The sequence below is a fragment of the Bacillus sp. Je.9.29.b genome (assembly GCF_051129925.1).
GTDB lineage: Bacteria > Bacillota > Bacilli > Bacillales > Bacillaceae > Bacillus > Bacillus safensis.
In genome coordinates this window covers 214,715-238,252 of the sequence record NZ_JBCPSO010000002.1, presented here as the reverse complement: position 1 = coordinate 238,252, position 23,538 = coordinate 214,715, and the positions used below count along the sequence as shown (strand labels likewise).

Genomic DNA, 23,538 nt, shown 5'->3' with positions numbered 1-23,538 from the left:
GTATAAAACCTCATTATACACTTCATGACTTCTATTAATACACTGAAATTATGATCAAAAAACAATAAAAAGAACCTGTGGTTTCATGATTTTCTCATCATTCCATGATAAGAAAATCCGTCACAAGGCAAGTAGGTTCTCCGTTTTCATCTAGCCCCCAAAAGCTTGGATACATCCCGTCACCGTAGCCTGTGGTAAACATGGCAATGTCCACCTTGTCATGAAAACTTGTGACGAGCCAGTCCCATGTATGCTTGTAGTTTTGCTCAAGCGCTTCTGCAAATTCCTCGTAAAAATAAAAATCATTGTCCTCTTTATATCGCTTATCCTCATAAGCTTGAAGATAAAGTGCTGCCTCCGCATCCATGAAACAGCCCATACCCGTATTTACACCGTAGCGGAAAAACTCGTCTTCTTTCAAATTTTTGAGATCCTGTCCTGCTCTTGTGGCAAGCTCCCATTTTATTGCTTGCTCGTTTGGAAACTTGATCATTGCATAGGCTACTCGTTCGTCTCCGCTTTCCAAACGCTTAACTACCAATATAATAGGATATTTTCCTAGAGTAACTTTCCTCGTAAACGATTGGTCCCCTTCTGAAACAAAAGGATCACAGGCAACGATATGCCCGCTCGTGATCTCGATGTTCCCGATCTGTTTAGTAAATAATTGATCACCCTCTTGATTGCTTGTCTCTCTATTTCTATATACCAGGTGTGTTGGATTGATGTTGTACAAGTGATCATTCCTTTCATTGTTTTTCTGGGGTGTTTGGCATTATGTATTTTTCCCCCATTTAATCCATCAATAAAAAAGCTGTAACGAGTTAAGCTTCATCTCCATTCTCGTCCATAATGCAAGTTCTTACTTAAAACTCAATTCATCTTCTCCTTCTACTATACACCTTACTTTTTTTAGTTGGAGAAAGAATATTCTCTCTTTTGCATATTTACCGCTTTACAATGCCTTTTTCATTAGGAAGGTTAATTTAAAAATGCCCTTCCAATGGAGGGCTGTGCTATTAACTATTTTCTTTTGAGTATTTCTTAATCAATGCTTCGCTAATTCTGCTTACGATATAGATCGCAACCGCTAAAATCACCATCAACGGAAACATGCTTAAACGATTATCTGCAACATATACAATGATCCCCACAATGATAGCCACTACGATTGCCGTGAAAAAATGCTTCACGCCATCTCACCCCTTTGTATAAATCATATACATTTTATTACACAAAAGGTTTAATTGAAATGATTTCCATAAAATCAGCAAGTTTCGTTCGTCCACTCTTAAAGTAGATTGCTATCCCCCTTATGTTGTTCGCACAATCTCCATATGTTAAAATCAACTAAAATATCTATTTAATGGATCAATCAGGAGGTCATTAAGTGTCACAGCAAAGCACGCCATCCAAAATGCTATTAATTACTTTACCCGCCTCTATTATTGCCCTTGTGATGATCTTAGGGAAAATTGATACACCTGTAACAAATGTTTTATTTTATCTTGTGGCTTTTAGTGTGATGGGGTTAGTTGTTTCAAGCTTAGTAAAAGACTATAGGAAAAAGAAAAGTTAACTTCACATTTAGGGAGGAAGCTATCGTTATGTAGCTCAAAACTGATTGTAATCTCTCAATTCATTACTGTTGGAAGATAAATGACCGGTAAAAAATCAACTCCCCCCGCTCCCAAACTTTAATATGAAGCGAGAAAACGAACTTAAGTTCCAACAAACAAAAAAGCCTGAAACCCTTGATAATAAAGGATTTCAGGCTTTTAATTTAGTACGTCCCAGGAGAGATTCGAACTCCCGACCGACGGCTTAGAAGGCCGTTGCTCTATCCTGCTGAGCTACTGGGACATGTTGTTATGTATTGTGCTTTGGTGTATTACCTCAGCGACAAGATTTATTATATTACTATTGTTCTTTAAAGTCAACGGTTTTTCGAAAGTTTTTTCATAAGGGGCAAATGCTGCACCCTTATGAAATACCTTCCAATGTGACAGTGTTTTCGAGGTCTTGTATGGCAAGACCTTCGTCCGTGAAAAACTGTACGTTTGCTTCGCTTCCATCTAGTGTCAGTATAGCATAGCTGCGCTCTTTTCGCACTCTTGGCAAGTGCACGCTGCCTGGATTAATGAGCAGTTTTCCTCTGAGCAGCTCACTGCCTGGGATGTGCGAGTGGCCAAAGCAGATAATGTCTGCGCCCAGCTCTTCTGCACGGTAGTAGACTTGAAGTAAGGATTGTTTGATGCCATGCAGATGTCCGTGAGTGAGAAATAGTTTTCCGCCTCCATCAAGTGGGAGCAGGAGCTCTTCTTCAAAATCGCCCATAAAGTCACAATTTCCTTTGACGACTTTGTATCCTTCGAGTGCTGGGTGGTTCGTTTCGAGTTCTGAATCTCCGCAGTGAATCATCATGTCAACTTCAGCCGCATGCCGATTGGCAATGGTTTGAAGTTCGTCTGTGAGTCCATGACTGTCACTAATGATGAGTATCTTCATGGCTTCATTCCCCCTTATTCATTTGCGTCTAGCAGTGATGAAAGCTTTTGAAGCGCGACCGCCCGATGGCTGATCTTGTTTTTCTCCTCTGGTGATAACTCGGCCATCGTCTGGTCTTTGTCTTTGACGATGAAAATTGGGTCGTATCCGAAGCCGTTTTCGCCGATTGGTTTTTCTGCGATGAAGCCTTCTACTGATCCTTCTACCGTCTTTGTTTCTTTTCCCGGTATGCTGACAGCAAGGGCACATCTGAATCTGGCTGTGCGGTCTTCTTTTTCAATGCCTTGAAGTTCGCTCAGCACTTTTTCCACATTCTCCGCATCGTCTTTATGCTCACCAGCGTATCTCGCTGAATACACGCCAGGTTTTCCGCCCAGATAATCAATGGACAGACCGGAATCGTCTGCAATGACCATTTCACCTGCTTTGGCTTGAATGGCCTCCGCTTTGATGATGGCATTTTCTTCAAAGGTTTGTCCTGTTTCTTCAATTTCTTCAGTAAAGCCAATGTCTGCTAGTGTTTTGACCGTGAATCCTTTTGGCTCAAGAATGGCTTTGAATTCTTTCGCTTTGCCCGCATTGTGCGTTGCAATGATGGCTGTTTTCATCCTGATCAAACCCTTCTCTTTATTCGATGACTTCTCCTGTTACTGCTTTTTGCTTTTCGATTAATTCTTTGATGCCCTTTTCGGCTAAATCAAGCAGTCCGTTTAGCTGTTCTCTTGAGAATGTCGCTTCTTCGCCTGTTCCTTGAAGTTCAACAAAGCGTCCAGCGCCTGTCATGATGACATTCATATCTACTTCAGCAGAAGAATCTTCTTCATAGTTTAAATCTAACAGAAGACCTTGCTGAGAATCAATTCCGACGGATATCGCCGCTAAATAATCAGTAATCGGGTTTTCTTTGATGACTCCTTCAGCTCGTAGCTTTTGAATCGCGAGTGTCATGGCAACAAAAGCACCTGTGATCGACGCTGTGCGTGTGCCGCCGTCTGCTTGAATGACATCACAATCAATCCAAATGGTGCGTTCGCCAAGCTTTTCTAAGTCAACGACTGCACGGAGTGCTCGTCCAATTAAACGCTGAATCTCCATAGTACGTCCTGTGACTTTTCCTTTAGATGATTCTCTTATCGTTCTTTGTGCAGTTGCTCTTGGAAGCATGCTATATTCTGCTGTGATCCAGCCTTTTCCTTCTCCTCTTAAAAAAGGAGGTACACGGTCTTCGATCGATGCATTACAAATCACCTTCGTATTTCCCGCTGAGATTAAGACAGAGCCTTCTGGATGCGTGATGTAGCCTGCCTCTATTTCAATTTTTCTCAATTCGTCATATTGTCTTTCATCTAATCTCATGTTTTACCTCCGTTACGATATACATTCCTCGCGAGTGCCAGCGGGGTTCTCCTACTAACTTTGACAACCTCAGCTCGTTCTAATCGCTTGGAATAAAAAAGAGGCAGCGAATATGCATGCCTCTTTTTCTCCATTATATCAATGTGTGACGTTAAAAACTACCTGTATTCACTTGTTCTGGTCGTGAAACCGGCTTTGTGAGCTCTGCTCCTTTTTCGTTCACAAGCTCAGCCTTGCCGTTCACCTTGACAGATACGCTTTTGACGTCCGGCAGCTCGGTTAATGTGAGCACAATGCTATCAAGAACTTTTTGTGAAATGACCTTTTTCTTTTCATCTGCACTGCCAAAAATGGATTCGTTGAAATCAAGTGTCACATGGCCATCTTTTACTTTTGGTACATCATTCAGCTTCACATCTTGATCGAAGTCTGTAAGCAGATGGCTTTTTTTGCTTGGTCCAGAGACGAGCTCATCAATCGCTGCTGTAATCGGATCATCCTTGTCTTTTGGCGCTCTTGTGGTCACCGGAACGTAGTACGTCTGTTCATCAGATTCAGCTAAATAGTACACCGTCACTGGCTTTGTCGCTGTCATATCAGCAGCAGCCTCGTGCTGGATATTAATACCGTCTTCTCTGCTTAAATCATCTGAGATAGGTGTACCGTTCACTGGCATTTCTTTTAGTTCATGTCCATTCATCTTCAATTTGACTTTGGCTATGGAATCAAACTGAGTTAACGTCCAAGTGACAGATTGCAAAATGCGCTGCTCGTCTTCTTTTTTATAGTTTTTAAATTCATTTGAAAAATCGACAACCGCCGTTCCGTCTTTAATATCGACAGATACCCTCGTGTCCGCTGGCAGCACTGCTCTGAAGCCATTCGGCATTAAGTTAGAAATAGGTCCCCCATCCACGAGATATTCAAGGGTTTGTTTGGCACTTCCTTCATTTTTCGGCAGCGGAATAGATTGAGATACGACATACCCGTTTTTATCAATTAAATATAATTCTCTCATCACCGTATCTGCCTGCTTCTCTTCTTTTCCTTCTTTGGCTGTTTGTTTATCTTCTTTATTTTCTTTCACATATGTGACGTTTTGTGGTGGATCAATCTCTGTTTTCGCTTGGTCTGTTTGAAACAATCCGCATCCTGACAAAAGCATGGCTGACGCGATACACGTAACAGCTGCTGTAGATCCTTTTTTCAGCATACTTCACCCTCCTCTAGTAGTTTGTACTACTATGTATACGAGCTCCCCCAGAGGATTAGACCCTTTTCATAAAAAAATAACCCACTTCAAATAGAAGCGGGTTATTGCTGATAGATGTGTTCAAGTGACACGGTTTCGACCTTCCCCGGCAGGTAGCCAAACCAATCACGAGCGATGTTTTGAAAATTTTGCTGCTGCCCTGTTGTGTAAAATGTATGGACAGGTGCTTCTTTAGAGGTATTTAACAGCCCTTTATATGAAAGAATCGTACTTGCTTCTCTCGCTGTCTCATCCCCTGATGAAATGATGCTGACATCACTGCCCATAAAGCGCTGAATCGGTTCTTTTAAAATTGGATAATGTGTGCAGCCAAGAATAAGTGTATCAATTCCTGTTTCTTTCATCGGTTCAAGGGAATCTTTCACCACTGCCTCTGCTGTCTGATCTAAAAACGTACCGCTTTCCACAAATGGGACAAGGAGCGGACACGCCAGGCTTTGAACCGTTAGACCTGCTTTTAGTGACAGCAGCGCTTCTTTGTATGCCTCGCTTTTGATCGTATTGACTGTGCCAATAACGCCAATATGCTGGTTGTTCGTCACTTTAATTGCTGTACGGGCGCCAGGCTGAATGACGCCAATAACCGGAATATCAAGCGTTGCTTTAATTTCATCCAGTGCGATCGCCGTTGCTGTGTTGCATGCAATGACGAGCATTTTAATATGGTGGTGTTTTAATAAGTAGTGCGCCATTTCCCACGTATATTGAAGAACTTCTTCTTCTTTCCGCGGGCCATATGGACATCGTTTTGTATCGCCTACATAAATGATTTTTTCTTTTGGCAGTTGTCTCATGATTTCCTTTGCAACGGTTAAACCGCCGACGCCGGAATCAATGACGCCGATTGGTTGATCCAACAAAATCGCCTCATTTTCTTTTCATTTGCTGCTGTAGTTTCGTTAAGGATTGGTTGAAAACGATGGCTTCTTCTTCTGAGAAAGCCTCTAGAAGTTCACTGACGTATTCTTGGCGTTTAGCAATCACTTCTTGAATGATCCTCTCGCCTTCAGGCAATAAATGAATGCGAACCACGCGGCGGTCAGATGGATCTTTCACCCGTTCGACAAGTTCACTTTTTTCCATTCTATCAATTAAATCAGTGGTTGTACTGCAAGCCAAGTACATCTTTTGTGACAGCTCGCCTATGGTCATATCTCCAAATTCATAAAGCCACTGAAGCCCAATGAATTGTGGAGGTGTAATCGTATATTGATTCAGGATTTCTCTGCCTTTTTGCTTAATAATTGCGGCAATGTGACGCAATGATTTTTCAATCTCTGCAACATGGCCTGACTCATTCGTTTCCATTTTATTGATACCTCACTATAGCATCTCACTTTGATTAAAACGTACATGTCTATTTTCCTCGTTTTTCAAAGAAAATGCAAGAAGAGACTCATGGAAACCATATAGAAATAACCGGTTCCTTCCCGATATGGAAGGAAAACCGGCTGACTTTAGAGCTCTAGCTCACCCATACGCAGAAGCTCGACTACAGCCTGTGAACGGCCTTTGACTCCTAGCTTTTGCATGGCATTCGAAATATGATTTCGAACAGTCTTTTCGCTAATAAAAAGCTCGCTTGCAATTTCTTTTGTTGTTTTATCTTGGACGAGCAATTCGAATACTTCTCTTTCTCTTTTGGTTAATAGCGGCTTGGATTGAAACTCTTTCTCCTTCAAGTATTGTAACCCTCCTTGCTAAGGTGAGAGCTCTAGTCTCTATAGAATGGGATTCTGTATAGTCGAGATATCATATGCCGGGTGCAAGTGGTAGGTGACGTTAAAATCAAGAAATCCCGCATATCAGCGTCCAATTTCTGCGCTTTCATCCACGCAAAAAAGGCGATGTCTCTTCCCCGAGACATCGCCTTTTTTTGCGTGGTATTTAAAAGATTGAAATGGCGCCTGTTAACAATGCAATAAGGGTTGTAAAAAGGGCAGTTAACACGGTCCATAGCAGTGCATATTTTTGCAAATCACCAATATCTTTGTTCAGCATACTGACAAGCAGCAGTGTTGAAGCTACAAGCGGACTCAGTAAGTGGACAGGCTGCCCTATGATAGAGGCACGTGCAATTTCCACCGGATCAATCCCGTAAGCTTCGCCAGCTTCAGCCAAGATTGGCAGTACTCCGAAATAGTAAGCATCGTTTGAAAGCACAAATGTAAATGGCATACTCGTCAAAGCCACAATCAGCGGGAAAAATGAGCTGTAGGAATCCGGAATCATGTAAATGACCAAATTGGCAATGGACTCAACCATTTTTGTTCCAGAAAAGATCCCTGTGAAAATCCCTGCTGCAAATACAAGTGTGATAACCGTTAATGCGTTGCCTGCATGAGATAAAATTCGCTCGCGCTGATCTTCAACCTTTGGATAGTTGATCATAAGAGCAATGACAAATCCAATTAAGAAGAGTACAGGAATTGGTATGATATCCATGACGAGTGTGACCATGACAGCTACTGTAAGGAAGAAGTTAATCCAAATCAGATTCGGTCTCTTGATATCGGCTACTCCATCTTCAATTGACGCAGCCAATTCTGGAGAAATAGATACCTCTTCTTTGTGCTGAATTTCTGCAATCCCAATCCGTTTTCTTTCTTTTTTCCCAAGTACATAAGCAGTAAAAAGTATAAAAAGACCGCCTCCAACCATCGTTGGGAGTAATGGAATGAAAAATTCGCCTGCATCTAATCCAAGCGCTGCGATTGCACGAGTAGCCGGGCCGCCCCATGGCGTCATTCCGCTCATAATTCCTAATGATAATAATGAAATTGTTCCTAAAATTAATGGGTTCATCCCGATTCTTAAGAAAAGTGGCAGCATAGCTGATACGGTAATCATGTACGTTGTTGTTCCGTCACCATCTAATGCAACAAGCATAGACAAAATTGCTACCCCAAAAGCAATTTTGACAGGATCACCTTTTACAATACGTAGAATGAGTTTAATCAGAGGATCAAACAATCCAGCATCCAGCATGACACCGAAGAATAAAATCGCAAATAACAATAAAGCAGCTGATGGTGCAACAGTTTTCAGTCCATCAAGCATCATGTCCCCTAACCCTTTGTTAAAGCCGCCGATCAATGCAAATATGATAGGTACAACGGTTAGAGCCACCACCGGATGCATACGTTTTGTCATAATGAGAAATGTAAATGTCAAGACCATCAAGATCCCTAAAATAGCTAGCACTTTATATCCCTCCATCCTCTTCTTTACATGATCTGCAAGCGACCCCTTGCACTTGCGATCTATATGTTAGCGCTTTCTATTTCAAGGATATAATAGCTTTTTTTATAATGAAAATATCGATTTTTTCATCTATTCAATAAATTTCTTTTATAATCAACCTTGCTGATTTCTTAAAAACTCAATAAACGCTTTCACAACAGACAAATGAAGTGAGTCTGGCTGGTACATGAGCCATGTATCTCTTAAAACAGGCTGTCCATCTTTATACGAAAGACCTTTTACAAATAACTCATCACTTGGTCTGAGGCAAATTTCTGGGACAATGGCATAGCCTAAACCATGCTTCACCATCTCTTTTGATGTATCCTGACGGTCTGTCTCCATCGTCACAAGCGGGGGCATTGTGAATGTTTCCTGCCACCATCTGTTAATCAGCCGTTTTAATGAACTGTCTGTATGATAGTCAATGAGCGGCAGATTCGGGAGATCCTTTAGCTGAATTTCTGATTTTGAAATGATGCAAAGACGCTCTTTATCGAGCAAAAAACGCTCTCCATTCCAGTCATAATCGCCTCTTAAAATCCCTAAATGCACACTTGATGTTCCTAATAAATCCATTACCTTTGTGCTCCAGCCTGTGTTGACCATAAATTGAACATGCGGATACTGCTTAGAAAATTCTTTTAATATTTCTGGCAGTTTATACTGGGCAAAGTTACTTGAGACCCCTAACCGGATCGTTCCTTTGACCTTTTTTTGCATATTGAGCATGCCATCTTTCGTTTGCTGCAGCTGTTTGAGCATGTCATTTGCGTATTTAGCCAAGTATTCGCCCTCTGATGTAAATTCAATTCCTCGTTTTCTTTTAAAGAAAAGCTTCATATCAAACTCCTCTTCAAGCTGTTTCAATCGATAGCTTAAGGCAGGCTGAGAGACAAATAATTTTTCTGCCGCTTTTGTGATGTTCTTTTCTTCATAAAGTACCTTTAAAAACCGCCAATCTTTTTCATCCATTATATGCCCTCCTTTTTTACTAATTATAAAATATTTTTATTGATTTATCTTAAAATAATGTATTTAACTTATTTCTTATTATACTTTACCATTTTGGTTAGATAAACAGTTCATTAAAAATTGAGGGTGAGAGTCATGAGAAAAGTTCCAATCACAATCATGCGAGGCGGTACAAGCAAAGGAGTATTCATTCACGCAAACAATGCACCATATGAACACGATGAGCTCGAGGCATTTCTATTAGACATTATGGGCAGCCCTGACCGGCTGCAGGTCGATGGAATCGGCGGCGGTAATTCTTTAACAAGCAAAGTGGCCATTATCGATAAAGCCACACGCCCGGATGTGGATGTGAACTATACATTTGCACAAGTCAGCATTAATGAGAGATTTGTCGACTTTAAAGGAAACTGCGGGAACATCTCATCAGCCGTTGGGCCGTATGCGATCATTAAAGGACTTGTTCAAGCGGTTGAGCCCATTACGACTGTACGTATCCTCAATACCAATACAAATAAAGTCATTACGGCAGAGGTCGAAGTCGAAAATGGAGAAGTAAAATTTGAAGGACAGGCAGAAATTCCAGGCGTAAAAGGAACCGGTTCTCCCATTTATTTATCCTTTGAGAAACCTGAAGGCGCTGTCACAGGTAAAACCTTTCCGACTGGAAACAAAATGGATACGATTCAAACAAAGTTTGGGGAGATTCCAATCTCGATCGTTGACATTGCAAATCCGATTGCCTTTATTCGTGCCAAAGATATTCAATTAAAAGGAACTGAATTGCCTGAAGAGTTTACAGACGAATTACTGGATGATTTAGAAGAAATTCGTTCCCTCGCTGCTGAAATGTGTCATTTTGCAACAAAAGAAATGGCCACATTACAGTCTCCAGCTGTTCCAAAGCTTGCGCTCATTAGTGAGCCTGCTGATTATGTAGATACAAATGGAATCTTGAGACGAGCAGAAGATATGGACATCATCGTTCGTATGCTATCGATGCAAAGACCGCACCAAGCACTTGCCATTACCGGCTCTGTCTGCGTGACAGCCAGCTGTTTCTTGGATGAAACGCTTCCTTCTCAGCTGTTTCAAGGTCAAAATGACACCCTTCGTATTGGGCATCCTGCTGGGATTATGCAAACGGAAATTGACATCTCTCAAAACAGAGTCAAAGTCATTCGAACTGCAAGAGAAATTCTAGACGGAGTTGTCTTTACAAAACAAGACTATGTGATTCAGCCCCATATTAAAAGAGAAGCTTAAAGCAGACGAGAATATCGTCTGCTTTTTTTAATGCTGAAGCGGTGCATCGATATCTCCGGCAGAATGAGCTTTTATCTGTCCTTTCTCATCTTTTAGCTGGAGATGACCGTAGCGATTGACTCCGCAGCAAATGCCCTCTTCCCATGTTTGTTTTTCACGATCTAACGAGATTCGCAGCGGTTTATGAAGACGATATAACCGTTTGTTATAGAGGGAAGTGAGTGCTTCAAACCCTTCATTCTTCCAGCGTGTATGATATTTTTCAAAAGCGGCGGCAAGTTCCTTCACAAGCTGATCGGCTTTTACCTCTGTAAGTTCTGATAGGCAAATGGTTTTGTACGGAACATGCTCCGGCTTTGTCTTCACATTGATGCCAACCCCGATATAAATGGCGTTACGGTCCGCTTCAATCAATGTGCCAGATACCTTTGCTTCATTGATGAGAATATCATTTGGCCATTTAATCGCCAGCTGATCCTCAGCCCTGATGAGAGGTTTGAGTACATCGTAGATCGCTAGTGCCGTCAGCGGAGCGATCGTTGACTGGGTGGAGAGTTCTTCTGGCGGCAAAACCGTCATGGTCAAAGCGACATTCCCTGCAGGCGTTTCCCACGGTCTGCCTAGCCTGCCTCTTCCTGCTGTCTGCTGATGTGCATAGACAGCAAATGAAGGTTTTTCTCCTTGCTGAATGAGCCTTTTCGCTTCATTATTTGTACTATCAATGGTGTCATATTGAAAAATCTTCATGTGTTCTCCTTTTGTTCTTCTTAATATGGTCTTTTTATTATAACAAAATGAAGCTTACACGATGATGAGGGCTGCATGCTACCCATTTCGTTGAGCTTGAAATGTCTCTTTTTCTTCCTCTGTAAATGGGACAGGTGCGCCTGTTTCTTTATTAATTTGCACCATGGTGACCGAGCCTGTAAAGCATGGTTCCTGCTGCTCGTTTTCTCCTAAATAATGAAGGATGAGTGAGCTTGATCCGACTTTTTCCGGCTTTACATACACACGAAGCCGCTCCCCAATCTCCACCTGTTTGATGTAATCACATTGCAGGTTTGCCACGACTGTAATCGTCTCTCTCACACGTTTCATTCGTTTATCCACAATTCCCGTTTTTTGAAAAAAGGCTATCCTTGCTTCTTCAAAATATACAAAAGGGGTGACATTATTCATATGACCAAACATATCCGTTTCTGAAAAACGGACAGTCGTTTCGACATAAAATCGAAAGGATGCTCTCCATTCTTCAAACGGTTCCTCAATATATGACGGAAGTCTCACTTCATCATCTCCTTATTCATCAATAAACGCCTCTCCCATATTGGAAGAGGCGTTTATTTTGTGTTCCATCCAGCCTCTTGTAAACACTCATCATGATTGGCAAAGAGGACTGAATGTGATGTTATTCTGCGTGATCGCTTCCGAAGAAGTTACGGAAAGCTTGTAATGTTGTATCTCGGTTAAGTGCTGCAATTGATGTTGTCAGCGGGATTCCTTTCGGACAAGCCTGCACACAGTTTTGAGAGTTCCCACAGTTCGCAAGACCGCCGTCACCCATAATTTCTTCTAGACGGTCAGACTTATTCATCGCACCTGTCGGATGTGCGTTAAATAGACGAACTTGTGAAAGCGGTGCAGGGCCCATAAAGGAAGACTTATCATTCACGTTTGGACAAGCTTCAAGGCAGACACCACATGTCATACATTTAGAAAGCTCATACGCCCATTGACGTTTTTTCTCAGGCATTCTTGGTCCAGGTCCAAGATCATATGTGCCATCGATCGGCACCCATGCTTTTACTTTTTTCAAGGAGTTGAACATGCGGCTTCTATCAACCTGCAAGTCTCTCACGACCGGGAATGTTTTCATCGGCTGGAGACGGATCGGCTGATCTAACTGGTCAATCAAGGCTGTACATGACTGGCGCGGTTTTCCATTAATGACCATAGAACAAGCTCCGCACACCTCTTCAAGACAGTTCATGTCCCAGTTGATCGCCGTTGTTTTTTCACCTTGTTTATTGACCGGGTTACGTCTAATTTCCATGAGTGCAGAAATGACGTTCATATTCGGACGGTAAGGGATTTCGAATTCCTCATCATAAGGCTTACCATCTGCAGTATCTTGACGTGTGATTATGAAATGAATTGTGTTTTTTTCACTCATCTTATTTCTCCACCTTTTTCTTCGAGTAATCTCGTTTACGAGGTGCAATTAACGATACATCGACGTCCTCATAGTGGAATGCAGGCTTTTGATTTTTTCCTTTGAACGTAGCCATCGTTGTTTTAAGGAATTCTTCATCGTTTCTCTCTGGGAATTCCGGTTTATAGTGTGCGCCTCGGCTTTCATTCCGGTTATATGCCCCGATCGTAATGACTCTTGCCAGCTGTAGCATGTTGTCAAGCTGACGTGTGAAGGCAGCGCCTTGGTTGCTCCATGATGCGGTATCATTGATGTTGATCTTCTTGTAGCGCTCCATTAGTTCTTCGATCTTCTGATCTGTTTTTAAGAGTTTATCATTGTAACGAACCACTGTAACGTTATCCGTCATCCATTCTCCAAGCTCTTTATGAAGCACGTATGCATTTTCAGTACCATCCATGCTGAGGATGTTGTCCCATTTCTCCTGCTCTTTCTTCACGGCGCTGTCAAATAGTGCAGAAGAAAGGTCTTCCGCAGATTTTTCAAGACCGCTAATGTACTTCACCGCATTTGGTCCAGCGACCATTCCGCCGTAAATCGCAGAAAGAAGTGAGTTTGCACCAAGTCTGTTTCCGCCGTGCATTGAGTAATCACATTCTCCGGCAGCGAACAGACCTTTGATATTCGTCATTTGATCATAATCGACCCATAATCCGCCCATTGAGTAATGAACAGCTGGGAAGATTTTCATCGGCAGCTTACGCGGGTCGTCACCCATGAATTTTTCATAGATTTCAATGATTCCGCCAAGCTTAATATCAAGCTCTTTTGGATCTTTGTGAGAAAGATCCAGATATACCATGTTCTCTCCGTTGATGCCAAGCTTTTGCTCGACACATACGTCAAAGATTTCACGCGTTGCGATGTCACGCGGTACAAGGTTCCCATATGCTGGGTATTTTTCTTCAAGGAAGTACCAAGGCTTCCCGTCTTTATATGTCCAAACACGTCCGCCCTCACCACGAGCTGATTCACTCATAAGACGAAGCTTGTCATCTCCTGGAATCGCTGTCGGGTGAATTTGAATGAATTCTCCATTTGCATAGTGCGCACCTTGCTGATAGACGATAGATGCAGCAGATCCAGTGTTAATCATGGAGTTTGTTGATTTACCGAACACAATTCCAGGACCGCCTGTTGCCATGATGACTGCATCTGAACGGAAGGATTCAATTTCCATTGTCGTCAAGTTCTGCGCGACAATTCCGCGGCACACTTCCTCGTCATCTAAAACGGCGCCAAGGAATTCCCAGCCTTCATATTTCGTGACAAGTCCTGCTACTTCATAGCGGCGAACCTGCTCATCCAGTGCGTATAATAGCTGCTGGCCTGTTGTAGCTCCAGCAAACGCTGTACGGTGGTGCTGTGTTCCCCCGAAGCGGCGGAAGTCCAATAATCCCTCTGGTGTTCTATTAAACATAACACCCATACGATCAAGTAAGTGGATAATGGACGGCGCTGCTTCACACATTGCCTTTACTGGCGGCTGGTTGGCTAAGAAATCTCCGCCGTATACCGTGTCATCAAAATGCTCATAAGGTGAATCCCCTTCACCTTTTGTATTGACCGCTCCGTTGATTCCGCCCTGTGCACATACAGAATGCGAACGTTTCACAGGTACGATTGAAAATAGTTGAACAGCTGTTCCCGCTTCTGCTGCTTTAATAGTTGCCATGAGACCAGCTAAGCCGCCTCCGACAACGATGATGCTAGAATTACTCATTGTAGCCCCTCTCCCTCTTCTACTAATCTATTTCCTCTTAAACAAAAGCGAAAATTGCTCTTAGCCCTACATATGAAAGCGCTATAAATATACCTAATGTCACATATGTGGAGATTCGTTGTGAGCGTGGTGAAACGGTAATTCCCCAGCTGACAGCAAATGACCACAAGCCATTAGCAAAGTGGAAAATAGTAGATAAAACGCCGACAATATAGAAGCCTAGCATAAATGGAGAGCTTAAAATATTCGCCATCATGTCATAGTTGACTTCAGCTCCAAGCTGAGCTTGAATTCGTGTTTCCCATACGTGCCAAGAGACAAAAATCAATGTGATAATACCTGAAATCCTTTGCAGTCTGAACAGCCAGTTTCTTAAGTAACTGAAGCGAGACGTGTTGTTTTGTGCCGTAAAGGCTATGTACACCCCATAAACAGCATGATAGATCAGTGGTAAGAAAATCACGAACAGCTCAAGTGCATATCTGAAAGGAAGCTGTTCCATAAAGTGTGCAGCTTTGTTAAACGCCTCTGGTCCATTTGTCGCAAAGTGGTTAACCACTAAGTGCTGTATTAAAAATAGACCGACCGGAATGACGCCAAGCAAAGAATGCAATCTCCGATAAAAAAATTCTTTGTTCCCCGACATTACTTTACCCCCTAGTAAAAAAAGTGCAATTGCTTGAAAATTGTCTTACCCCCGCTTCTTTCAATTGTAAGCACTTTATTCAAATTTATTGACAATTTCATTTTACTCCTATGTCAAAAAAGCGTCAAGAAACCGCGTACATAAATTAAAATTTTCCGAAATTTAAAAGTTTTAAATCAAAATTCGTTTTACTACAATAAGAATTTCTTAGACTTCAGGGAAAACTCTGTCATCATATGCCCACATAAGCTATAATAAATTGTTGAAAGAGGGGAGCCGTACAATGAATAAATTCGAATCTAACTTAGAACAGCTAAAAGAAATTGAAGTCAATGGATTTGCCTACGAGCTGATACGCGAAGTTCTGCTGCCAGATATTCTTGGTCAGGACCATTCATCTATGATGTATTTTGCGGGTAAACTGCTTGCTCGTAAATTTCCTCAAGAGTCATGGGAGAAGATCCCCGAATTTTTCCATGATGCCGGATGGGGGACTCTCACGATGGTCCATTCGAAAAAACAGGAAATTGAGTTTGAGCTCGAAGGTCCACTAGTATCCAATCGACTCACCTATCAAAAGGAGCCATGCTTTCAGATGGAAGCGGGTTTTATTGCTGAACAAATTCAGCTTCTGAATGAGCACGTGGCTGAATCCTATGAACAAGTGAAAAAGCGTGCTGAGAAAGTCATTTTAACCGTTAAATGGGATTTAAGAGACCCTAGCTAATACTCTTGATAAAAGGCGCGGACTTCAGGTCACGCCTTTTTTATATGTCTACATCTATCATAGCATACTTAATGAATGGGTTTACGCCCGTTTCAGCCGATTCATATAGAAAAAAGAGGCGATCCTCTTTCACGAGATCACCTCTTTACCTTTTTAAGAGTGAGCAGCGGCGCTCACCTTTGATAAATCAAACGCATCATGCAGCGCTTCAACCGCTTTGACCATATCATCACGGCCAACCACCGTTGAGACTTTGATTTCAGACGTACTGACCATTTTCACTTGAATGTCTTTTTGCGCTAACACAGCAAACATTTCAGCGGCTACGCCTGGATTTGAGACCATTCCAGATCCCACGATGGATACTTTCGCTAATTTGCTTTCTGTCTCAATCTGCTCGTAGCCAAGCGCCCCTTTATATTCTTCTAATACTTCAACTGTTTTGGACAAATCATCCGTTTTGACAGAGAAAGAGATCGATGTCTGGTTGGTGCTTGTGACAGACTGAATGATGATATCAACATTGATATTCTGTTTCGCAAGCGTCGTAAAAATGGTCGATAATGTTGTTAAACCGCTTGAAAGCCCGCACACTGTGACACGTGTAATCTGATCTTCAAATGCAATGCCTCTGACGACTAAATTTTGTTCCATGGATGATTCCTCCTCAATTAACGTACCCGATTCATTTTCAATACTAGAACGGACTTCTAGCGGGACTTGATAATTTTTCGCAAATTCAACAGCTCTTGGATGCAGGACCCCAGCTCCTAGATTAGCCAGCTCAAGCATCTCATCGTATGAAATGCCTGCAAGTTTCCGCGCAGATGATACATAACGCGGATCTGTCGTAAACACTCCTGGTACATCTGTGTATATATCACATTTATCAGCTTTTAGTGCGGCAGCCAGTGCCACAGCTGTTGTATCTGATCCGCCGCGGCCAAGAGTTGTGATATGTAAGTCATCTGCAATTCCTTGGAAACCTGCCACAACAACGACTTTCCCCGCACTTAATTCCTTTTTTATCCTTGATTCATCAATGTCCACGATTCTTGCATTTCCGTGCACATGCTCTGTTTTCATACCAGCCTGCCAGCCTGTAAAGGAAATGGCATCATAGCCTCTTCTTTGGAGTGCCAGCGCTAATAATGATATGGTCACCTGCTCACCAGTTGCGAGCAGCATATCCATCTCTCTTTTGCTTGGATCGTCTGTGAGTTCTTTCGCTAGGTCTACTAGAACATCCGTTGATTTGCCCATCGCTGATACAACCACAACCACATCATGTCCTGCCTCGCGTTCAGCGATCACTCTCTCTGCGGCATTGCGAATTTTTTCTGTTGACCCAACGGAAGTTCCGCCAAATTTTTGTACAATTAGTCCCATGTCTACCACCCTTTTTCAAAAGTTCACGTGTGAGAGAAGAGGCAGCTTTGGAGACTGTCCGCTCACTGCAAATAAAAAAGCAATGAGAGAACAAATCTCCCATTGCTTTAAAATCATCATTAAACGATGCAAACAATGAGATAGCCCTCCAAGAAATGAATTCTTGACAGCCCTACATTTCTTCAATGTACAGCCAGCGAATAAAATGAGTGGATTTTATTCACTTCGGCGACGCTCCCCTTTCAGCCCTCTTCTTAGATCCCATCGATCTCCGAAGGCTTACTCTTGAAGTTCGCACCTCTATCTTCAACAAACAACACGTTCATTTATTAAATTAGTCACATCTTAACAGACTTTTGGTAAAAGTACAATCTATTTTTTTAATGCTTCCATTAAAAGTTCAGCCGTCTGTTTCGGAATGCCCGCCTCCTGAAAGTCTTGGATAGAGGCTTCTTTCATCTTTTTCACAGAGCCAAAATGTTTGAGGAGCTGCTTTTTACGCTTTTCTCCGATACCTGGTACATCGTCTAAAATAGACTGGAATGCATTTTTTCCGCGCAGCTGCCGGTGAAAGCTAATGGCGAACCGGTGCACTTCATCTTGAATGCGCTGCAATAAGTAAAAGGCCTGGCTATTCCGCTCCAGCGCAACAATTTCAAGTGTATCTCCCATCATGAGATTCGATGTCCGGTGTTTTTCATCTTTTACAAGACCTGCGACCGGAACTGACAGATTCAATTCATTTTCAAGCACATCGATGGCTGCGTTGATCTGTCCTTTTCCTCCGTCAATTAAAATTAAATCTGGCAGCGGCAGTTCATCCTTTAACACGCGGGTATATCGTCTTCTAATGACTTCACGCATGGATGCATAATCATCTGGCCCTGAGACGGTTTTAATTTTGTATTTTCGGTATTCCTTTTTATAGGGCTTCCCGTCCTGAAAGACGACCATGGCAGAAACCGGGTCTGCTCCTTGAATATTTGAATTATCAAATGCCTCGATTCTGTATGGCATATAAATATTAAGCGCATCCCCGAGCTGCTTCACCGCACCAATTGTCCGCTCTTCATCACGCTCAATGAGCGAAAACTTTTCTTTTAAGGCGATTTTGGCATTTTGATGCGCAAGTAAAAGCAGATCCTTTTTCTTTCCTTTTTTCGGCTGGTGAACGTTCGTCTCAAGCAATTGCTCAATCATCTCTTGATCGACACTGTCCGGAACCAGAATTTCCTTCGGCAGAAAATGGTTGTTCTTTTCATAAAATTGCCCCATGAACGTGAGGAACTCCTCTTCAGGGTCCTGATACATTGGAAACAGGCTGACATCACGTTCAATCAATTTCCCCTGTCTGATAAAGAAGACTTGGACACACATCCAGCCTTTATCATAGGCATAGGCAAAGACATCTCGATCTGATAAATCACTCATCGTCATTTTCTGTTTTTCCATCGTTGAGTCGATATATGCGATTTGGTCTCTCAGTTCTTTTGCCCGTTCAAACTCTAAATTTTCAGCAGCTTCCTGCATCTTTTCGGTGAGTTCTTTTTTGATTTGCTGATGTCCCCCGTTTAGAAACCTTGTGATTTCGTCCACGAGCTGCTTATTCGTTTCCTCGGAAATGTCATACACACATGGCGCAAGACATTGTCCAAGATGATAATAAAGACAGACGCGGTCAGGAAGGGTGGCGCATTTTCTCAGTGGATATAAGCGGTCGAGCAGCTTTTTTGTTTCTCGAGCTGCTTGTACGTTTGGGTATGGACCGAAATATTTTCCTTTGTCCTTTTTTACATTGCGGGTGACGATCAGCTTAGGATGGCGTTCATTCGTAATTTTTATAAAGGGATATGTCTTGTCATCCTTGAGCATGACATTGTATTTTGGGTCATATTTTTTGATTAAATTCAGCTCTAAAATGAGCGCCTCGATATTAGAAGAGGTGACAATGTATTCAAAGTCTTCAATTTCACTGACAAGCCGCTGCGTTTTGGCGTCATGTGATCCAGTGAAATAAGAGCGCACCCTGTTTTTTAAAACCTTTGCCTTTCCCACATAAATGATCGTATTTTGTCTATCTTTCATTAAGTAACAGCCTGGTTGATCCGGCAGGACTGAAAGCTTTTCTTTGATTAGTTTGTTCATATTTTCATCCGTCCTTGTTTTCCTCTTTCACTCCTTCTAGTGTATCACGAACATTTGTTTTATACCATGTTGAAAGAAAAGCGGCTCTCGTCTTTACGAGAACCGCTTCAATGATTATGCCGCTTGGACATAGATCGGTTTATAGATGTTTGTTGACAAGCTCAGCAAGTGCTTCTTTTGGTTTGAAACCAACAGAAGTTTCTACAACTTCACCGTCTTTTAAAACAAGAAGTGTTGGGATACTCATAACGCCGTATTTACCAGCAGTTTCTTGGTTATCGTCTACATCAATTTTTACAATTTTCATTTTGTCGCCCATTTCTTGATCAAGTTCTTCAAGAACTGGAGCAATCATTTTACAAGGTCCACACCATGGTGCCCAAAAGTCTGCAAGAACAACACCTTCTGCAGTTTCTTGTGAAAATGTTGCGTCAGTAGCTTTTACGATTGCCATTATTCATTCCTCCAATGTAAATTATGCTTTTTAGTATAGCATCTACCAATGTGACTTGCGAATGAAATGCTTACGAATCATTTTTTAGGAAATGAATTAAAAAACAAACCGTATAATCGCACCAATAACAACAATCGCACCGATGATCATTAGAATGGTTCTAAGCATATGACATGACACCCTTTCCGCTTCATTTACAATGTATGATGCCCCAACATTCTTCTCATCAAACATCGAAATATGCAATTAAGCGAGGTCGACAGTTATCATGACCACTGACATTGGCGGCAGCTCCACCGTTAATTCGCCGGACTTTACAGTCATTTGCTGAAAGTCTTTTGGCTGAACAGAATGAGGTTCATCGAATGTATTATGGGCATTCATGCGATCGGCCGTCAGCACACGTCCAGTGACTTTCGTTTGTTCATCAATCCCTGCAATGGCAAGGGATATCTCTGTTTGTTCATGCGGATTCAGGTGACAGTAGCTAATATGCATCTTCCCTGATGAACGTGAGGCTGACACACTGACCTGAGGAATTTTTTCACCTCTTCGTTCATACGGGGGTGAAACGAACTCTACTTCAAGCGCTTCTTCCTCTTGATGCACTTGAAACATGTGAAATACATGATACGTAGGCGTCAGAAGCATCTTTTCGTCCTTTGTTAATACCATCGCTTGCAGCACATTGACCGTCTGAGCAATATTTGCCATATGAATCCGCTCGCAATGGCGATGAAAAATATGAAAATGGAGGGCGGCCACAAGGGCGTCTCTTAGTGTGTTTTGCTGATATAAAAACCCAGGATTTGTCCCTGGCTCTGGGTCATACCATGTCCCCCATTCATCAATAATCATCCCGATTCGCTTGTCTGGGTCATAACGATCCATGATTTCTCCATGGTCTTCGACAAGCCGTTCCATCTCATAGGCCTTTTTCAGCGTGATAAACCATTCATCTTCATCAAATTCAGTCGCTGACCCCTTTTTCTCCCATGTACCAGGTACGGTGTAATAATGTAAACTGAGCCCATCCATCCACGGTGCAGCCTGCTCCATCAATACTTTCGTCCAATTCACGTCATTAGAGTTCGCGCCGCAGGCGATTTTATAAATACGCTGCCCTGCAAATTCTCTTACGTACGTTTGATAGCGTTTATATAAATCTGCATAGTATTCAGGCGTCATATTCCCGCCGCAGCCCCAGCTTTCATTGCCTACACCAACATAGGTCAGCTTCCAAGGCTCTTGTTTTCCATTTTGAATGCGCCAGTCTGACATAGGTGTCCCATTTGGAAATGTCATGTATTCGACCCAATCGGCTAATTCTTGAACAGACCCGCTTCCCACATTGCCGCAAATATAAGGCTCACATTCAAGCAGCTCACACAATGTCATAAATTCATGCGTACCAAATGCATTGGATTCAACCGTACCACCCCAATGGGTATTGACCATCGGCTTTCGTTCACTGAGATCACCTACACCATTTGCCCAGTGATACTCGTCTGCGAAACAGCCTCCCGGCCACCTCAGCACCGGAATATGTAATGCTTGAAGGGCCTTCAGCACATCGGTACGAATTCCCTCAATATGATCAATCTCTGAGTCTTTTCCTACCCATATCCCGTCATAAATCCCTCTTCCTAAATGCTCCTGAAAGTGCCCATAAATGTGTTTAGAAATGCGTCCGATCACGTCATTGACTTTGACTGTCCCCTTCATTTATCAACCGCTCCTTTTCCTCTTGATCACATACAAAAAAACCCAGAATACCTAGGCATTCTGAGTGTATGAGCGTTACGAGTGGATATTCATCTTTTTTAACTCTTCATTTAAAAGCGGTACCACTTCAAACAAGTCACCGACGATTCCATAATCGGCGATTTTGAAGATTTCCGCTTCTGGATCTTTGTTGATCGCCACAATGACTTTACTGTTAGACATTCCCGCTAAATGCTGAATCGCTCCTGATATCCCGCATGCAATATAAAGGTCTGGTGTGACGACTTTTCCTGTCTGGCCAATTTGCAGGGCATAATCACAGTAGTCGGCGTCACAGGCGCCGCGCGAGGCTCCGACTGCTGCCCCCAGCGTCTCAGCGAGTTCATTCAGCGGTTCAAAGCCTTCCTTGCTCTTAACCCCGCGCCCTCCAGCAACAATGACCTTTGCTTCCGATAAATCTACACCTTCTGACGTTTTTTTAATGACTTCCTTCACGATCGTCCGAAGGTTCTGAATATCGACAGAAACCGGTGTGACTTCTCCGCCTCGTGACGCATCACGCTCAAGTGGTGCCACGTTGTTTGGCCGGATGGTTGCTAGAAGCAGACGGTCTGTCGAAATGACTTTTTCAAAGGCTTTTCCAGAGTAAATCGGTCTAGTGAAAACAAGGTGTTCGCCGGTAACGCTTACATCGATCGCATCTGAGATTAAGCCAGTCTGGAGACGTGCAGCTATTTTCGGCGACAAGTCTTTTCCGATAGATGTATGGCCAAAGAGCACAGCATCCGGATCGACCTGATCTAATATGGCTTGAAGTGCCTGCGCAAAACCATCTGACGTATAATATGAAAGGTGTGGATGCTCCACAATCATGACATGATCCGCTCCATAGTAAAGCAGTTCATCTGCTAGGCCTTTGACGTCATCCCCTATTAACACGCCAATGACCTTACCGCCATCTGCCACTTTATGAGCGGCAGCAATGGCTTCAAATGTCACATTTCTTAATTTACCGTCACGACTTTCTCCAAGTACAACAACTTTTTTACTCATCTTCAAGCTCCCCCTTGTTCTCGTGATATCGTAAAGTGGATGTTTAGATGACTTTTGCTTCATTTCTGAGTAGATCTGTCAGTTCTTTGACTTGATCCTGAAGCTCGCCGCTCAGCACCTTGCCACCCTCTTTTTTCTCCGGTAAGAAACGTTCAATTGTTTTGATTTTATATGGTACATCGTCTTCATCCAGATCTAAATCATCAAGTTCCAATTCTTCTAAAGGCTTTTTCTTTGCCTTCATAATGCCTGGTAATGATGGATAGCGAGGCTCATTGAGTCCTTGCTGCGCTGTGACGACAAGCGGGAGTTCGGCAGAAATGACTTCCACATCACCCTCTGCATCTCGTTCAATCGATACAGAGCCGCCGTCAATTTGAATACTCGTTATCGTTGTTACATATGAAAAGCCAAGTAATTCAGCAAGACGCGGGGCTACCTGTCCAGAGCCGCCGTCAATTGCTACATTCCCTGCTAAGATCAAGGAAGCCTCTTTGTCTTTTAAATAGTGATAAAGAATGGTAGAAGCTGAATATTGGTCCCACTCTTCTAAGTCATCCTCCACATTTAATAAGACGGCCCTGTCACAGCCCATAGCAAGGGCTGTTCTCAGCTGTTTCTCCGCATCCTCACCGCCAACTGTCACAACGGTCACTTCTCCCCCGTGCTCATCGCGAAGCTGAATGGCTTCTTCAATGGCATACTCGTCATAAGGATTAATAATGAACTCTGCTCCATCTTCTTGAATTGCACCAGACTGAATCGAAATTTTCTCTTCCGTGTCAAACGTACGCTTCATCAAAACAAATATATTCATTTATTTCTCCCCCTTGTGTCGTACTT

At 42.6% G+C, this 23,538-nt stretch carries 25 protein-coding genes, 1 tRNA gene and 1 riboswitch; of the genes, 3 read left to right on the top strand and 23 right to left on the bottom strand.

What is annotated here, in order from left to right; translation table 11 throughout:
* Window positions 1-97: 97 nt before the first annotated feature.
* Together AAZR19_RS04460 and AAZR19_RS04455 are read right to left on the bottom strand one after the other, a co-directional pair.
* The gene (locus AAZR19_RS04460; protein ID WP_087976566.1) at window positions 98-736 is read right to left on the bottom strand and encodes a DUF4241 domain-containing protein; all 639 of its coding nucleotides are present in this window, start codon (window positions 734-736) and stop codon (window positions 98-100) included.
* Window positions 737-1,019: 283 nt separating this feature from the next.
* Window positions 1,020-1,193, bottom strand: coding sequence for a hypothetical protein (locus AAZR19_RS04455; RefSeq protein WP_434702418.1), 174 nt, complete (start codon window positions 1,191-1,193; stop codon window positions 1,020-1,022).
* 197 nt (window positions 1,194-1,390) lie between these two features.
* Between AAZR19_RS04455 and AAZR19_RS04450 the strand changes: the two genes are divergently transcribed.
* A complete protein-coding gene (locus AAZR19_RS04450) occupies window positions 1,391-1,579 on the top strand; it encodes a hypothetical protein (RefSeq protein WP_087976565.1) in 189 nt (62 codons plus the stop codon).
* 210 nt (window positions 1,580-1,789) lie between these two features.
* Here the strand turns inward: AAZR19_RS04450 and AAZR19_RS04445 are convergent.
* From AAZR19_RS04445 to AAZR19_RS04400, 10 genes are all read right to left on the bottom strand, one after another.
* A tRNA-Arg gene (locus tag AAZR19_RS04445) sits at window positions 1,790-1,863 on the bottom strand.
* Window positions 1,864-1,983: 120 nt separating this feature from the next.
* Complete coding sequence (locus tag AAZR19_RS04440) at window positions 1,984-2,508, bottom strand: YfcE family phosphodiesterase (RefSeq protein WP_076840329.1); 525 nt, start codon at window positions 2,506-2,508, stop codon at window positions 1,984-1,986.
* Window positions 2,509-2,522: 14 nt separating this feature from the next.
* Window positions 2,523-3,125 carry an XTP/dITP diphosphatase gene (locus AAZR19_RS04435; RefSeq protein ID WP_162860205.1) on the bottom strand — a complete coding sequence of 201 codons (603 nt, stop codon included), beginning with the start codon at window positions 3,123-3,125 and terminating at the stop codon, window positions 2,523-2,525.
* 10 nt (window positions 3,126-3,135) lie between these two features.
* Window positions 3,136-3,864 carry a ribonuclease PH gene (gene rph, locus AAZR19_RS04430; protein WP_024427165.1) on the bottom strand — a complete coding sequence of 243 codons (729 nt, stop codon included), beginning with the start codon at window positions 3,862-3,864 and terminating at the stop codon, window positions 3,136-3,138.
* Window positions 3,865-4,015: 151 nt separating this feature from the next.
* On the bottom strand, window positions 4,016-5,077 hold the full coding sequence (locus tag AAZR19_RS04425; RefSeq protein WP_434702415.1) for a GerMN domain-containing protein: 1,062 nt from the start codon (window positions 5,075-5,077) through the stop codon (window positions 4,016-4,018).
* A 101-nt stretch (window positions 5,078-5,178) separates the two neighbouring features.
* Complete coding sequence (gene racE, locus AAZR19_RS04420) at window positions 5,179-5,997, bottom strand: glutamate racemase (RefSeq protein WP_373271705.1); 819 nt, start codon at window positions 5,995-5,997, stop codon at window positions 5,179-5,181.
* Window positions 5,998-6,004: 7 nt separating this feature from the next.
* Window positions 6,005-6,445 (bottom strand): MarR family winged helix-turn-helix transcriptional regulator, encoded by a 441-nt coding sequence (locus AAZR19_RS04415; protein WP_034279763.1) that lies wholly within the window; start codon window positions 6,443-6,445, stop codon window positions 6,005-6,007.
* Window positions 6,446-6,594: 149 nt separating this feature from the next.
* A complete protein-coding gene (gene gerE, locus AAZR19_RS04410) occupies window positions 6,595-6,819 on the bottom strand; it encodes a spore germination transcription factor GerE (RefSeq protein ID WP_003184172.1) in 225 nt (74 codons plus the stop codon).
* 205 nt (window positions 6,820-7,024) lie between these two features.
* A complete protein-coding gene (locus tag AAZR19_RS04405) occupies window positions 7,025-8,341 on the bottom strand; it encodes a CitMHS family transporter (protein WP_434702411.1) in 1,317 nt (438 codons plus the stop codon).
* A 153-nt stretch (window positions 8,342-8,494) separates the two neighbouring features.
* On the bottom strand, window positions 8,495-9,355 hold the full coding sequence (locus AAZR19_RS04400) for a LysR family transcriptional regulator (protein ID WP_024423208.1): 861 nt from the start codon (window positions 9,353-9,355) through the stop codon (window positions 8,495-8,497).
* 135 nt (window positions 9,356-9,490) lie between these two features.
* On the opposite strand from AAZR19_RS04400, the gene AAZR19_RS04395 reads away from it, so the two are divergent.
* Complete coding sequence (locus AAZR19_RS04395) at window positions 9,491-10,621, top strand: 2-methylaconitate cis-trans isomerase PrpF family protein (protein WP_218677111.1); 1,131 nt, start codon at window positions 9,491-9,493, stop codon at window positions 10,619-10,621.
* Window positions 10,622-10,648: 27 nt separating this feature from the next.
* Here the strand turns inward: AAZR19_RS04395 and AAZR19_RS04390 are convergent, their stop codons facing one another.
* From AAZR19_RS04390 to AAZR19_RS04370, 5 genes are all read right to left on the bottom strand, one after another.
* Complete coding sequence (locus AAZR19_RS04390; protein ID WP_076840323.1) at window positions 10,649-11,368, bottom strand: biotin--[acetyl-CoA-carboxylase] ligase; 720 nt, start codon at window positions 11,366-11,368, stop codon at window positions 10,649-10,651.
* A 78-nt stretch (window positions 11,369-11,446) separates the two neighbouring features.
* Entirely contained in the window at window positions 11,447-11,908 is a 462-nt protein-coding gene (locus AAZR19_RS04385) for an acyl-CoA thioesterase (protein ID WP_163114884.1), read from the bottom strand.
* Between the two features lie 121 nt (window positions 11,909-12,029).
* Entirely contained in the window at window positions 12,030-12,794 is a 765-nt protein-coding gene (gene sdhB / locus AAZR19_RS04380) for a succinate dehydrogenase iron-sulfur subunit (protein ID WP_041115060.1), read from the bottom strand.
* Window position 12,795: 1 nt separating this feature from the next.
* Window positions 12,796-14,556: a succinate dehydrogenase flavoprotein subunit gene (gene sdhA / locus AAZR19_RS04375; RefSeq protein WP_034279746.1), complete on the bottom strand. Its 1,761-nt coding sequence runs from the start codon at window positions 14,554-14,556 to the stop codon at window positions 12,796-12,798.
* 37 nt (window positions 14,557-14,593) lie between these two features.
* On the bottom strand, window positions 14,594-15,202 hold the full coding sequence (locus tag AAZR19_RS04370; protein ID WP_024423213.1) for a succinate dehydrogenase cytochrome b558 subunit: 609 nt from the start codon (window positions 15,200-15,202) through the stop codon (window positions 14,594-14,596).
* Between the two features lie 283 nt (window positions 15,203-15,485).
* Between AAZR19_RS04370 and AAZR19_RS04365 the strand changes: the two genes are divergently transcribed.
* Window positions 15,486-15,929 (top strand): YslB family protein, encoded by a 444-nt coding sequence (locus AAZR19_RS04365; protein ID WP_024423214.1) that lies wholly within the window; start codon window positions 15,486-15,488, stop codon window positions 15,927-15,929.
* 153 nt (window positions 15,930-16,082) lie between these two features.
* Here the strand turns inward: AAZR19_RS04365 and AAZR19_RS04360 are convergent, their stop codons facing one another.
* The 6 genes from AAZR19_RS04360 to AAZR19_RS04335 form a co-directional block, all read right to left on the bottom strand.
* Window positions 16,083-17,318, bottom strand: coding sequence for an aspartate kinase (locus AAZR19_RS04360; protein ID WP_262090017.1), 1,236 nt, complete (start codon window positions 17,316-17,318; stop codon window positions 16,083-16,085).
* Window positions 17,319-17,451: 133 nt separating this feature from the next.
* A riboswitch (Lysine riboswitch) is annotated at window positions 17,452-17,629 on the bottom strand.
* A gap of 61 nt (window positions 17,630-17,690) precedes the next feature.
* Window positions 17,691-19,463 (bottom strand): excinuclease ABC subunit UvrC, encoded by a 1,773-nt coding sequence (gene uvrC / locus AAZR19_RS04355; protein ID WP_024423216.1) that lies wholly within the window; start codon window positions 19,461-19,463, stop codon window positions 17,691-17,693.
* A 139-nt stretch (window positions 19,464-19,602) separates the two neighbouring features.
* Entirely contained in the window at window positions 19,603-19,917 is a 315-nt protein-coding gene (gene trxA, locus AAZR19_RS04350; protein WP_007501629.1) for a thioredoxin, read from the bottom strand.
* 246 nt (window positions 19,918-20,163) lie between these two features.
* Complete coding sequence (locus tag AAZR19_RS04345; protein ID WP_087976558.1) at window positions 20,164-21,642, bottom strand: alpha-N-arabinofuranosidase; 1,479 nt, start codon at window positions 21,640-21,642, stop codon at window positions 20,164-20,166.
* A gap of 75 nt (window positions 21,643-21,717) precedes the next feature.
* Window positions 21,718-22,695 (bottom strand): electron transfer flavoprotein subunit alpha/FixB family protein, encoded by a 978-nt coding sequence (locus AAZR19_RS04340; protein ID WP_087976557.1) that lies wholly within the window; start codon window positions 22,693-22,695, stop codon window positions 21,718-21,720.
* A 43-nt stretch (window positions 22,696-22,738) separates the two neighbouring features.
* Window positions 22,739-23,512: an electron transfer flavoprotein subunit beta/FixA family protein gene (locus AAZR19_RS04335; RefSeq protein ID WP_024427173.1), complete on the bottom strand. Its 774-nt coding sequence runs from the start codon at window positions 23,510-23,512 to the stop codon at window positions 22,739-22,741.
* Window positions 23,513-23,538: the final 26 nt, after the last annotated feature.

Bases quoted from the DNA above. Each gene is read 5' to 3' on its own strand.
- AAZR19_RS04425 (WP_434702415.1), bottom strand. From the start codon at position 5,077: ATGCTGAAAAAAGGATCTACAGCAGCTGTTACGTGTATCGCGTCAGCC.
- AAZR19_RS04415 (WP_034279763.1), bottom strand. From the start codon at position 6,445: ATGGAAACGAATGAGTCAGGCCATGTTGCAGAGATTGAAAAATCATTG.
- AAZR19_RS04440 (WP_076840329.1), bottom strand. From the start codon at position 2,508: ATGAAGATACTCATCATTAGTGACAGTCATGGACTCACAGACGAACTT.
- AAZR19_RS04370 (WP_024423213.1), bottom strand. From the start codon at position 15,202: ATGTCGGGGAACAAAGAATTTTTTTATCGGAGATTGCATTCTTTGCTT.
- sdhA (WP_034279746.1), bottom strand. From the start codon at position 14,556: ATGAGTAATTCTAGCATCATCGTTGTCGGAGGCGGCTTAGCTGGTCTC.
- AAZR19_RS04345 (WP_087976558.1), bottom strand. From the start codon at position 21,642: ATGAAGGGGACAGTCAAAGTCAATGACGTGATCGGACGCATTTCTAAA.
- AAZR19_RS04395 (WP_218677111.1), top strand. From the start codon at position 9,491: ATGAGAAAAGTTCCAATCACAATCATGCGAGGCGGTACAAGCAAAGGA.
- AAZR19_RS04390 (WP_076840323.1), bottom strand. From the start codon at position 11,368: ATGAAGATTTTTCAATATGACACCATTGATAGTACAAATAATGAAGCG.
- AAZR19_RS04340 (WP_087976557.1), bottom strand. From the start codon at position 22,695: ATGAGTAAAAAAGTTGTTGTACTTGGAGAAAGTCGTGACGGTAAATTA.
- AAZR19_RS04365 (WP_024423214.1), top strand. From the start codon at position 15,486: ATGAATAAATTCGAATCTAACTTAGAACAGCTAAAAGAAATTGAAGTC.
- trxA (WP_007501629.1), bottom strand. From the start codon at position 19,917: ATGGCAATCGTAAAAGCTACTGACGCAACATTTTCACAAGAAACTGCA.
- AAZR19_RS04360 (WP_262090017.1), bottom strand. From the start codon at position 17,318: ATGGGACTAATTGTACAAAAATTTGGCGGAACTTCCGTTGGGTCAACA.
- sdhB (WP_041115060.1), bottom strand. From the start codon at position 12,794: ATGAGTGAAAAAAACACAATTCATTTCATAATCACACGTCAAGATACT.
- AAZR19_RS04400 (WP_024423208.1), bottom strand. From the start codon at position 9,355: ATGGATGAAAAAGATTGGCGGTTTTTAAAGGTACTTTATGAAGAAAAG.
- rph (WP_024427165.1), bottom strand. From the start codon at position 3,864: ATGAGATTAGATGAAAGACAATATGACGAATTGAGAAAAATTGAAATA.
- uvrC (WP_024423216.1), bottom strand. From the start codon at position 19,463: ATGAACAAACTAATCAAAGAAAAGCTTTCAGTCCTGCCGGATCAACCA.
- AAZR19_RS04335 (WP_024427173.1), bottom strand. From the start codon at position 23,512: ATGAATATATTTGTTTTGATGAAGCGTACGTTTGACACGGAAGAGAAA.